Source organism: Bradyrhizobium sp. 2S1, from assembly GCF_011516625.5.
In the GTDB taxonomy this organism is placed as follows: Bacteria; Pseudomonadota; Alphaproteobacteria; order Rhizobiales; family Xanthobacteraceae; genus Bradyrhizobium; species Bradyrhizobium septentrionale.
This window is the reverse complement of record NZ_CP147717.1, coordinates 7,660,298-7,671,809: the sequence shown is the minus strand read 5'-3', so window position 1 is coordinate 7,671,809 and position 11,512 is coordinate 7,660,298. Positions and strand designations below refer to the sequence as shown.

At 62.2% G+C, this 11,512-nt stretch carries 6 protein-coding genes, 1 tRNA gene and 1 pseudogene; 4 read left to right on the top strand and 4 right to left on the bottom strand.

From position 1 onward, the window contains the following. Nucleotides 1–13: 13 nt before the first annotated feature. Nucleotides 14–5,233, bottom strand: coding sequence for an alpha-2-macroglobulin family protein (locus HAP54_RS36240; RefSeq protein WP_166295275.1), 5,220 nt, complete (start codon nt 5,231–5,233; stop codon nt 14–16). A gap of 287 nt (nt 5,234–5,520) precedes the next feature. Between HAP54_RS36240 and HAP54_RS36235 the strand changes: the two genes are divergently transcribed. Continuing rightward, nucleotides 5,521–5,597 (top strand) — tRNA-Arg (locus HAP54_RS36235). 2 nt (nt 5,598–5,599) lie between these two features. Here HAP54_RS36235 and HAP54_RS36230 read toward each other — a convergent pair. Together HAP54_RS36230 and HAP54_RS36225 are read right to left on the bottom strand one after the other, a co-directional pair. Next, on the bottom strand, nt 5,600–6,712 hold the full coding sequence (locus HAP54_RS36230) for a tyrosine-type recombinase/integrase (protein ID WP_166295273.1): 1,113 nt from the start codon (nt 6,710–6,712) through the stop codon (nt 5,600–5,602). Between the two features lie 984 nt (nt 6,713–7,696). Beyond that, nucleotides 7,697–8,826 (bottom strand): IS3-like element ISRj2 family transposase gene (locus HAP54_RS36225; protein WP_166204126.1). Its coding sequence is split into 2 segments (ribosomal slippage): nt 7,697–8,574 and nt 8,574–8,826, totalling 1,131 coding nucleotides; the frame shifts between segments, so codons are not numbered across the junction. A gap of 207 nt (nt 8,827–9,033) precedes the next feature. Between HAP54_RS36225 and HAP54_RS36220 the strand changes: the two genes are divergently transcribed. Both HAP54_RS36220 and HAP54_RS36215 read left to right on the top strand, forming a co-directional pair. Further along, nucleotides 9,034–9,360, top strand: coding sequence for a hypothetical protein (locus HAP54_RS36220; RefSeq protein ID WP_166295271.1), 327 nt, complete (start codon nt 9,034–9,036; stop codon nt 9,358–9,360). Between the two features lie 333 nt (nt 9,361–9,693). Then, nucleotides 9,694–9,951: pseudogene (locus HAP54_RS36215) on the top strand (transposase); the annotation flags it as partial. A 319-nt stretch (nt 9,952–10,270) separates the two neighbouring features. Here HAP54_RS36215 and HAP54_RS36210 read toward each other — a convergent pair. Next, nucleotides 10,271–10,636 carry a hypothetical protein gene (locus tag HAP54_RS36210; protein WP_166295269.1) on the bottom strand — a complete coding sequence of 122 codons (366 nt, stop codon included), beginning with the start codon at nt 10,634–10,636 and terminating at the stop codon, nt 10,271–10,273. 396 nt (nt 10,637–11,032) lie between these two features. Here HAP54_RS36210 and HAP54_RS36205 point away from each other — a divergent pair, with 396 nt between their 5' ends. Then, nucleotides 11,033–11,410, top strand: a complete 378-nt coding sequence (locus HAP54_RS36205; protein ID WP_166295267.1) for a hypothetical protein — start codon at nt 11,033–11,035, stop codon at nt 11,408–11,410. Nucleotides 11,411–11,512: the final 102 nt, after the last annotated feature.

Here is an 11,512-nt window from a genome sequence, read left to right as displayed (position 1 = left end):
ATTCCGCGATCACTCATTTCGCTGGCTTGACCTCAACCGCACCGGTGCCGCTACGGCCGTAGCGCGAGGGGTTGTACATGTCCTCGACATAGGCCTGCGGCAGCACATATTTGCCCGGCGACACCGCGCGTACCACATAGGCGACCGTGAACACCGACTTGTCGTTTGCGCCCCGGTCGATTGCCGCGGTGAAGCGGTCATCGCGGAACTCGGTGTTCTTCGGCTCGACGCCGTCCTCGATCCACTCGAGCGTACCGGAATCACCCGATGACACCAGGTTCGGATTGTCGATCTCGAGCCCGGCCGGCAGATAATCGGCCACCATGATGTGGCCGAACTCCGGCTTGGCTTCCGTCACCTTCAGCACAACTGCGAAGCGGTCGTTCTGCTTCGCCTTGGTGACGTCGGCCGGCTTGCCGGCGAGCGTGTAGTAGGCACGTTCGATCTTGAAGCCGTTGGAAGCCGCCGGCTCCGGCGTGACCGGCGAGCCCGACACCGAGACCACCGCCTGCACCGGCGCGTCGCCGGTGTTGGTGATCCGGAGCGGCTGGCCCGTCATCTCCTCGGCCTTGTAGCTGCGATAGACCGCGGTCTTGACCGGCTGGCCATTGATGTCGAGCGCCAGCGTTTCCTTGGCGAGCGCGCGCGCCGCCAACACCATCCACGCATTCTCCTGCGTCGACGTGTAGGGCGACAGACCCCGCGCCGCTTCGACCCGCAGCACGGCCTGGGTCAGCGTGGTGCGCGGCGCATTGCCCTCGCCCGCAAGCGAGACCAGCGCAGCCGCATCGCGTAGCGCCGAGCCGTAATCGACCCGGCCGAACTCGATCACGGGTTTGGGGTTCAGCGCATCGAGCGCCGCGCCATAGACCCGCTCGGCCCTCGCCTTGTCGCCGACCAGCGCCAGCGCCGCCGCCAGCTGCGCCTTGGAGATCGGCGTCGCCAGATTGTTCAGCTTGGTGTCGGCGAGATAGCGCAGATCACCGATCGGCGCCGCGCCATTGCGCGCGAGCACGTAGAGGCCGTAGGCCAGGTCGCGGCCGCCGTCCTTCTCCGGCTCGTTGGCATTGACCACCGAGTTCCTGACGCGGTCGAGCGCGCTCTTGAACAGCACGTCAGGCACCGCAAAGCCCCTCTCCCGGGCCCGGGTCAGGAAGTCCGTGACATAGGCGTCGAGCCAGGCGTCGTCGCCGCCCGCCGACCACAGGCCGAACGAGCCGTTGGAGCCCTGTCGCGCCAGGAGACGCTCGATCGCGTCGCGGATGCGCTGGTCGACCGCGGTGTCCATCGCAAGATGGGCGCCGGCGGCGAGATCGTTGACATAGAGCAGCGGCAGCGCGCGGCTCGTGATCTGCTCGGAGCAGCCATAGGGGTAGCGGTCGAGCGCCTTCAGGATGCTGGCAGCATCGAGCGCGGTTGACAGGCTCGCCGAGATCGAGACGCTGCCGGTACCCGGGACGAGATCGGAGAACATGTCCGAGGTCAGCGTCAGGCTCTCGCCCTTCGCCAGTGTGCGGATCGAGCGCCGCGCCAGCACCTGGGTCGCCGGCTTGACGTCGAGTGCATAGTGACGCACCAGCGTCAGCCCGTTCGGCCCCGAAATGTCGACGTCGAAATCGGCACGTCCCGCGCCGCCGGCCTCGAGGCCGAGCGACAGCGAACTGCGCTGCTTGGCGGCGAGTTTCACCTTCGTGGTCGGATTGCCCGAGGCCTTGATCGGACCGCTCGCCTTGACGCTGATCGCGTAGTCGCCGGCGGCGCCTTCGACATTGTCGATATCCATGCTGATGGTGCCCTTGTCACCGGTCAGCAGGAAGCGCGGCAAGGTCGCGGTCAGCACCACGGGATCGCGCACGATCACATCAACATTGGCGCGGCCGAGTTTGGTGGCGCTCCACGCCACCGCCATCACCCGCGCGGTGCCGGCGAATTCGGGGATGTCGAAGCTCACTTCGGCAGTCCCATCAGGGCCGACCGTGACGATGCCGGAATACAGCGCCAGCGGCTTCTGCGTCGGCGGCGAGCCCTGCAGTTCGGCACCGGCGGCGTCGCCGCCGCTGCGGATCTGGCCGCGGGTGCCCTGCACGCCGTCGATCAGCTGGCCATAGAGGTCGCGGATCTCGGCGGTCAGACGGCGCTGGCCGAGATAGTAGTCGTCCGGCGCCGGCGGCTTGTAATTGGTCAAATTGAGAATGCCGACATCGACCGCGGCCAGCACCACCTTGGCGTCCTCGCCGGGATTGAGCCCGCCGAGCTTGACCGGGATCTTCAACGTCGAGCCGGGCCGCACCAATGCGGGCGGCGACAGCTCGACGGCAAGCGTGCGCGTCTTCTTGTCGATGCCGAACCACTTCAGCCCGATCGCGCGGCCCGGCATGCGCCCGGCGGCGGCATCGAGCGGACGGCGCAGCGTCGTCATCACATACGCACCGGTGCCCCAGTCCTTGCCGACCGGGAGCTTGACCTGCTGGGTGCCTTCCTTGACGTCGACGCTCTGGGTCGTCAGCAGGCGGTCGCCGAGCACATAGACGGTGAGCTTGCCTGAGGTGCGCGCGTTGACCGACACGGTCAGGGTATCGCCGGATTGATATTCCGGCTTGTCAATCGAGGTTTCGAGCAGGTCGGGCGTGTCGGCGCTGCCGTCGGAATACCAGCCGACGTCGAACTGCACCGAGGTCACGGGACCGTCGGCGTCGGTCGATTTCACGTCGAGCCGGTAGCGACCCGGCTGCGGCTGGAAGCTCAGGCGCATCGGCTTGTCGGCAGCGAGGTTGACGTCGCCATCGGCAACGCGGCGGGTCGACTTGACCGGCTCATAGTTCCAGGACGAGTTCTGCCGGTACCATTGGTAGCGCGACTCCAGCTTCAACAGCTCGTAGCGCAGCCCGTTGCGCGGCAGCTGCTTGCCGTCGGGCGCGACGAACACGACGTCGAACTCGGCCTTGTCGCCCTCGGCGACGCTCTTGTCGCCGAACAGCGGCTTGACGCCGATCAGCGAGGCTACTGGGGCCACCGGCAGCACGATCTTGCGCTCGACCGAGCGGCCGCCGGTCTCCGCCATGCGGACGAAGATCTGAGCCTCCTGCGGCCGGGTCGAGGTCGGCACCTTGTCGAGCTTGACCGGGAAGGTGGCCGCGCCATTGGCATCGGCCTCCGGCAGGTCCTCGATCGGGGTGCGCTCGTTGCTCGCGGTCTGCTCGTCGTCGACGCCGAACTGGTAGCCGGCATAGCCGGGCCGGCCGGCCGCCGCCGGTGCGACCAGCATGTCGCCTTCGAGCTGCAGGCCCGAAGCCGGCGCGCCATAGAGGAAATGGCCCGAGACCTGAAGTTCCACTGGAACTTCAGCTTTGATCATCTTCTCCTTGCTGGTCAGATCGAATTCGACCCGCTCGGGGATGTAATCCTCGACCATGAAGGTGGTCTCGCCGACCGAGGAGCCCTTGGGATCGGTGAAGACGCGGGCCCGCCAAGTGCCGGTAGGCACCGCCGAGTTCAGCGCCACCGCCAGCATGCGGCCGCCGGCACCCTGGTCGGGCAGCACGGCGCGGCGGAATTCCACCCCGTCGGGGCGCTCGATCACCATGGTCAGCGGCGTCCCGGTGAGGGCGTTGCCCTGCCCGTCGCGCAGCAGCGCGGTCGGGTAGACGGTCTCGTTGGAGCGGTAGACGCCGCGCTCGGCATAGACGAAGGCGTCCGCGCCGGCCGGGATCGCCCGCCCCGCGACGCCGCGGTCGGTCAGGTCGAAGGCGTTGGTCTTCAGGCTCAGGAAGGCGTAGTCGGCCTTCTCGCCCGTCACCGTGAGCAGCGCCGGCGACAACCCGCCCTCGCCGCGGGCCAGCCCCTGCTCGAACAGCACATGGCCGGCCGCATCGGTCTTGCGGGTGGCCAGGATCTCGTTGTTGCGGGCAACCAGCTTCACTTCGGCGTTGGCGACCGGCTCGGTCGAGGCCAGCGAGTTGACGAAGACGTGGATACCGTCATTACCGGAGAACGCCGACAGGCCCATGTCCGAGACGATGAACCATTGCGTCGCCAGCGTGCCGTCGTCGTCGGTGCCCGGCCCCTTGGCCGCGGCGATCATGACATAGACGCCCGGCTGCAGATCGCCGAGCGCCTGGTCGACCGGAAACGCCGTGATGACGTCCTGGTTCAGCGTGGTGGCAGTCGCAAGCTCGCCGGACCAGACCTTGACGCCGCGCTGGTCGCCGAGATCGGAGAGCTGGTAGCGGCTCAGCGTGCCCTGGAAGTCGCTGTCGATCACCGTGTTGATCAGGTTGCGGTCGCCGATCCGGAAGACGTCGACCGTGACTGCCGGCGTGTTGACGCTGACCACCGGGATACCGCGCTGCCCGGTCCGCGGCAGCACATAGGCCCGCCCCGTGAACCGCACGAACGGCTTGCGGTCGCGGACATAGATGTTGAACTCGGCCGATTTCGGCAGGGTCTCCTTGACGGTCGACGGCAGGCCGGCGCGCAGATTGATGTTGTAGCGCTCGCCGTGCTTCAGTCCGTCGACGCAGAGCTGCTGGCCTTCCGCTGACAGCGCCGGCTTGTCGGTGCCGGCCAGTGCGAGGTAAGGCGCGAAGTCGACGCGCTTGGCCAGTTCCTCGGAGAACTGGAAGCAGGCCCGCGGCGAGGCCGCGTCGGAATCGACGGTGTAATCGAGCAGCCGGAAGCCGTGCTCGTCGCGCATCTTCTCATACTGGCCGCGGACATCGGCCACCTCGCGCAGGTCGAGCGACATCCGCAACGCATCCAGCGCCGGGCGCCACAGCTTGCGCTCGGCGAGTGCCTTGCCGAGCACGGCCAGCGCGTCGGCCTCCTCACCCGGATTGCCGGCCCGCTGATAGGCGATGTAGGCGGCCGTGGAGGCGCGCTCCATCAGGAAGGTCTGTTCGCTGGAGCTGGCGGTGCGGATCTGGAACACGGTCCTGGCGAGCCGCAGCCAGTTGGCGCCGTCCTCCGGCGTGGTCGCCGCGATCTGGCCGAGGATCTGCAGCCCTCCGCTGAAATCATTGCGCTTGAAGGCTGAGTCCGCATCAGTGCGCAAGGTCGCGGCCGACTTGTTGACCGCGCCGGCCTCGCTCTTGATCTGGGCCTCCAGCTTGATCGCGGAATCGGCGAGATCGTCGCGCTTGAAGGCCTTGTCCGCGGCTTGGGCGCTCATTTGGGCGCTCACCAGGCCAAGCACCAGCGCGGCGCAGACTGCGGCGGCACGAACCAATCCGATCATGATGGAGCTCCTGAACGCCCCGCGGTCGAACGCCGCGTTGGGGCCAAAAATGCGCGAAAAGGTGACGGAGTGAAGGCGCTGATATGAACGGACGAAAACGTCGCAGATCGCATTGCCGACATCCTTTGACCAGCCCCGGCGGCAGCTCATGCCGGCTCGGCGGACTGGACAGGCCAACGCAGGGCGGGGACCCCTGCTCCGCTTTGTCGTCCGCCCCCAGAAATCGGTTCGGACGGACTTGGCGGCAAAGCGGATTTTTCATATTGCGGGTGCTACAAGGCGGCCACGGTCCCGTAGCTCAACTGGATAGAGTAGCGGATTTCTACTCCGCGGGTTGCAGGTTCGAATCCTGCCGGGATCGCCACCTCATTTTTTCACCTCAACGATTTCAGTGTCTTGGTCATCGCTTTGGCTCACAGAGGTGATCGGTGAGCCAATTCCCGTTCCTGTAATGAGCCTCCCTGTCGCCTGCGACAGCACCTTTCCGCGGGCCTCCTTGGTGTAGACTTGGGCCTGGGAGATGGACGACCAGCCGAACCACGCCATCAACTGAAGGTCGGTCGCACCCAGCTCTGCCAGATAGGTTGCCGCCGCCTTGCGGAGCCCATGTGAAGTGCAACGCGCCGGCAGCTTCGCCTCGCGGCACATGTCGCGGAACCAGTTGCCAAAACCCGCCGCAGTAAAGCCGTTGCCTTCGCCAGTGATCAGAAACGTCAGATGGTTGCTTGCCGGCATCGCATCGATCGCAGCTTGCAGGCGCGGTGTGATGTCGACATTGAACGGCGTCCCGGTCTTCTGCCGCTTCATGGTCATCATGCCCTTGCGGACGTGCTGCCGGCCCATCCGGACGACGTCGCACTTCGATTGCCCCGCCTGGAGTAAAAGTTCGTAGGCCAGCCGCGCGCGCGTTCCGACGGGGTGATGCGCTTCAAATTGTTCGCACTCGGCTGTTTCCCAAGGATGATGACCGACCGTCTTCATCTTCGAAAATTTTGCGCCTGCGAGCGGATCAACCTTCATCAGCTTGACGGACAAGCAATAATCGACAAACCCCCGAAGCGCCTTCCTGAAATTCCTTTGTGCTGCAGGCGTCTTGCCGTTAAGAATGTTCTGGATAGCGGTCGAGTGCATCATAACTGCGCGCTTTTCGCCGTGGTCGTTGCGGAACCGTTCAAGCTCGGCGCGTCGCATCTTCTGCGAACTGTCGGCAAGCCCCGTAAAGAAATTCGATCTGTAGTAGCTGACTAGGCCGTGACTCACGGTGCCTTCAACGGTGCGCTTGGCACCGATCTCTATCTTGCCGGCATCGCCTTCGAGGGCACGCTCGCGCGCCTCCATAAACTCTGGAGACCACGGTAGTCCCGGCAGCGGTGTCTTCGCGTAGCCGGGGCGGCGAAGATAAAAGCGCGGCAGTCCGTGCTGATCGGTATAGCTGTGAGTGAACTTTGGATTTCTGCGCCTCATTTCACGGCGTCCCATTCATTATCTTCATGAGAACCGGGGGACACCTTTTCGAACAAGTATAGGTCGATCCGACCATCTGGTCCGATTTCGACACGCTGCACCCTTGCACCGGCCTTCAAGGCGCCTTTGAGAGCTTTCGCAATATTCGATTGTTTGACGGCTTGTGGTCCTCTGGACATCAGATGACCATCCGAATTGGATGGAAGCTTCGAGTGCGCATGGGACCTCCTCAAGCGGTGGCCGAACCGTGAGAAGGTCGCACTCTCGCCCTCATCGGCCTGAGGGGAGCTAAGGCGCAATGCCTTGAGCGTTGGAAGAAGCTTCCTATGCGAGGATCTGATCAAAAACAAGTCGAATTTGTGACAATGGAGTAAAAATCTAACATTTAGCGACTATACTGCCGCGTTCGACTTTTAGCGGCATTTGAGCCCGATCCGATTCATCGCTACCGTCCCCCGTTTTTTTCTCTTCGCGTCTATCCAATAGGCAAGCGCTATGAGGCCCGCAATAATTGCAACAGCAGCCAGTGGCCCACCGTGAATGACAATCGCCGGTGCGAACAAATATTTCTGATTGCCAAGAGAAGCGTACTGCAGATTGCTAGCTAAGACATTGGAGCCAATGGCAAGCTAGCTAGAAAACGTCGTTGACGAGCCGCGGTATAAAATGACGATGGGAAGGGAATTGCAATATCAGGAGTTTGTAATTTCCAAATTCAGATCAAAGTACCTTGTCGAACAAGCCTTCAAATTTCACGTACCTGTACCTCAAGACGAAGATAGTTGGGAGCAGGGCGCTCGAACAGATGAGACGTATTTGACGGCTGCTGCTGCGCAAAAGCTGAGGGCCGATAAGAGCTGGCGCCGGTTGTTTGGACAGCGCCCCGCGGGATTTAAGTGGATTCCTGCCGGGTTATGCTGAACGCGGGGCCTTACGATTTTGTCGTTGCGTCGGGAGGGCGTAGCCCGACCAGAGCGACGACAAAATCGTCGGCGACGGTCATGCGGCCATCACCATAGCTTGCGTGCCGAAGTAAGCCTCGTCGGGCGTGCGCCCGTCAAGGCTCGAGTGAGGGCGTCCCTGATTGTAGAAGGCCAGATACTTGGCAATTGACGCTCGCGCCTCGGACACGCTGTCGTAGGCGCGGAGATAAACTTCTTCGTATTTGACCGTGCGCCAGAGCCGCTCGACAAACACGTTGTCGCGCCAGGCGCCCTTGCCGTCCATGCTGATGGCGATCTTCGCGTCCAGCAGCACATCGGTGAACTCGAGGCTGGTGAACTGGCTGCCCTGGTCCGTGTTGAAAATCTCGGGCCTGCCGTGCTTCGCCAACGCCTCCTGGACCGCTTCGACGCAGAAGGCCGCCTCCATTGTGATCGAGACGCGATGGGCCAGGACCCGTCGGCTGAACACATCGACGACCGCCGCGAGATAGACGAAGCCACGCCGCATCGGAATGTAGGTGATGTCCATTGCCCACGCCTGGTCGGGCCGCTCGATCTTCAATCCGCGCAACAGGTACGGGTAGATCTTGTGACCCGGTGCCGGCTTACTCGTGTTCGGGCGACGATAGACCGCCTCGATCCCCATGCGCTTCATCAGCGTCGCGATGTGGCGGCGACCGGCGTATACGCCCTCCCGCCGCAGCAACGATCGCTGCATACGCGCTCCCGCGAAGGGATAATCGAGATGCAGCTCATCGAGCCGACGCATCAAGGCAAGGTCCTCGGCCGAAACTGGCCGAGGTTCATAGTAGACCGTGCTGCGAGCCAGCTTCAGGACCTTCGCCTGGCGCACGATAGAAAGATCATGACCGCGGTCGATCATCGCTTTGCGCTCAGCAGGCCCGCCTTGGTGAGCGCGCCGGACAAAAAATCGTTTTCCAACGCCAGCTCGCCGATCTTGGCATGTAACGCCTTCAAATCGACCGGCGTCTCGGCCGACGCCTTGTCATGCCCAAACACGCCGGCGGCGCCTTCCAGGAGCTGGTTTTTCCAGATCGTGATCTGGTTCGGATGAACATCAAACAGTTGCGCCAGCTCCGCCAGCGTCTTGTCGCCTTTGACCGCAGCCAAAGCAACCTTCGCCTTGAATGCCGGAGAATGCATCCGGCGGCTCTTCTTCGTCATCTTCGCTCCTGATTCGCGGCAAGAATCCTCGCCGCTGTCAGGCAGAAAATCCACTCAAGCTACTGTCCGAATTTGCGGAGCCAGCTCTGATATTCGGTCCGAGCAAAAAGCGGACTGGGACTACTGGGCGAATAGGGTGACGCTTACTCTCGCTCTCATTGGCAGTATCTTCGGCGTCCTGGCATTTTTCAAAAAATAGGATTCCCCATGTGTCAGGATTGGTGTTCCGTCATTGGCCAAGTTCTCGACCTTGTCGGGTTCTCCTTCATCGCTTGGGAATGGTTTCACCAGCTTAAGCGCGACCATGGCCGCCGTATGGGCGAGCTGCAAAAAGCTTACGATCAACAGAGCGCTGAGTTAGAGGGAAGGAAATATGTTGACGCCGACGCAGACAAAGACAATTGGCGCATCTACCAGCCGTTGTTCCTGAAGGAATGGGCTTGGCGCCGGACGATGTTCATCTTCGGCGCCGGATGCTTCCTGCTCGGCATAATTTTCCAAGTGCTTGGTAGTTGGCCAAGCCTGTCTAGTTAAACGGCTGGAATCCCGCTGATTTGCGGGCAATCGGTGTGGCAACTCGGTTGTGATTCCGAAGATTCCATCACATTTTCCGGGTTTAATGCAGTGGGAACCAGAACACCCCCTTGACCTTCGAAATCAAACGGCGCCACATAATTCTACCCCCTTAAAGCATTGGTTCGGCCTTCAGAGACCTTTCTGAATGGAGAACTGTGTCATGAGCGGACGTGATCCCCCAAAGCTGACTGTGAAATTCTGGCCCCCCAGCGTCACCGCGGAGGGCGTGCCAGCCATTAACGCCATTCGCAAGCCGCTGGCCTTCGCAGTCTATGCCAGTCCGGTCGTCGCGGTTACATCTTCGGTCTGTCCGGTACCAAGCCTCTCGCCAGGAAAGTCGACGAGGTCGCCGACAACATCCGCACGCGACGCGCCATCGAGAACCTGCCGGTCCTGCGTGGCTATACCGAGACGCGCCACAAGCCACAGTCCTGGGATCGCGAACGGCGCACCGTCGCCCGTATTGAGGCGACGATGCTCGGCCTCGACATCCGTTTCGTCGTCACCAGCCTCGATGTCGGCTCGGCCGAGTGGTTGAATGAAGCCCTCGTCGTTAATCATCGTGCGGTCGCTGATGATTGCCGCGATGCCATCGCGTAAGTCAGATATATCAGTCATGTCGTCACTTCCTTTCCAGCAAGACGCAGGTCCAATCGATCCCCTCTTGTCGCAAAGGTCGATCCATCCATGTCGCTCACGTGATAGTTCCCGCGTGTCGCATGCGAGTACAGAAACCCGCGTTGACGCCAGCCTGCACGCTCGGCAAGCGCTTTTGCGCGGTCTCGGTCGGCGTCCGCGGCATGATCAAAGTCAATCTATCCATTACTCCTCGGTCAGAATCGTTTGATTGGGCTTTGCCGTATCGAAGTTACTTCCTTTCCAGCAGGCCGGCACGAACCATGCTGGCGCCAAGGTCCTTGCAGGTGCCGGCCTTGTTCTGAGACAGCAAGGCAATGGTGACCATAGTTGCGGCCCTCGTCGCCTTGGTGATTTCAGGGATCATATCCCCAGCGCGGTACGACGCCCCGGCAAGATCCTGGATAGCCGCAAACACGGCGTTAACCACATCTTGGCGGTCGGATCCTGATCCGCGCGACATTTCGTAGCCGTCGCATTGCGTCTTGATAACCATAGCGCCCGCCAGCTTAGCGGCGAACTCGGTGTCGGCGCTGGCGCGCGCAGGTGTGGCTATGAGGGCGGAAACGAGAGCGGCTGTGAGAACTGCGTATTTCATGACTTAGGTTCCTTTGAAAGCCTTGGCTCTTACGGTCGTTAATCTTGCGTGGTCGCGGCTTCAATCATACCGGCCTTCCGATCGGCGTCAGCCTCATCTCCCATCATCGGCGCATCCGCCGAGCGAGATAGAGATTCACCCGCGCGCGGCGCAGGCTATCTCCACAGCTATGGGCCAATTTCGAGATACCAGCGACGCCCGTCGACGTAGGGCGATCGTATCGGATCGCCATCGCAATCTCGCGCCACATGCGGGCCTGAAACAGCCGGTCATGAAACGGCATGCCGGCCGGAGGCATGTTGACGATCAGACCGCGAGACCAGCACGGCGGCTGTGAAAACAGCCATTCCGTGATTTCGAGCGGCGACGGATCGCGCGGATAATGCCTACCCATGTTTGTGGGACGGCAAGAATTACTATCTCGATTGGGACGATGCCAATGAGGTGACGATCGTCCACATGCAGTGGATGGAGCGGGAGCCGTATTTCCTGGTCGGGGACGAGGCGACAAACACGAAAATGGAGATGTCGCCGAAGGAATATCGGCTACTCTCGCGCCGCATGATGCTGTTGGGCATGCCAAAGCCGGACGCCGTTCGGATGACGAAACAGGTCTACAAGCAGGCATTTCTTGGGAATGAATACCTCGGGGGCGGCGCGGCGCCGCTCGGCGACCAGTTCTCCTGGGCCGTCATCACCGGCGAGTGGGACGCCAAGAAGCGGCAATGGTTCGGCCTGACGCGCGTGCTGCGCGATCCGCCCCCAACGAGCTAGGCTCTGACGTTCCTTGCCGCAGGTACGATCCAAGTCGCACACATTTCCGTGTTGTGCTCTGCTTTGTACACAATCGTCAGTTGTTTTATGTCTATGATCTTA

What these genes read in the sequence shown, in the direction of transcription:
- HAP54_RS36220 (WP_166295271.1), top strand. Translation starts at nt 9,034, where the DNA reads ATGTGTCAGGATTGGTGTTCCGTCATTGGCCAAGTTCTCGACCTTGTC.
- HAP54_RS36240 (WP_166295275.1), bottom strand. Translation starts at nt 5,233, where the DNA reads ATGATCGGATTGGTTCGTGCCGCCGCAGTCTGCGCCGCGCTGGTGCTT.
- HAP54_RS36230 (WP_166295273.1), bottom strand. Translation starts at nt 6,712, where the DNA reads ATGGGACGCCGTGAAATGAGGCGCAGAAATCCAAAGTTCACTCACAGC.
- HAP54_RS36210 (WP_166295269.1), bottom strand. Translation starts at nt 10,636, where the DNA reads ATGAAATACGCAGTTCTCACAGCCGCTCTCGTTTCCGCCCTCATAGCC.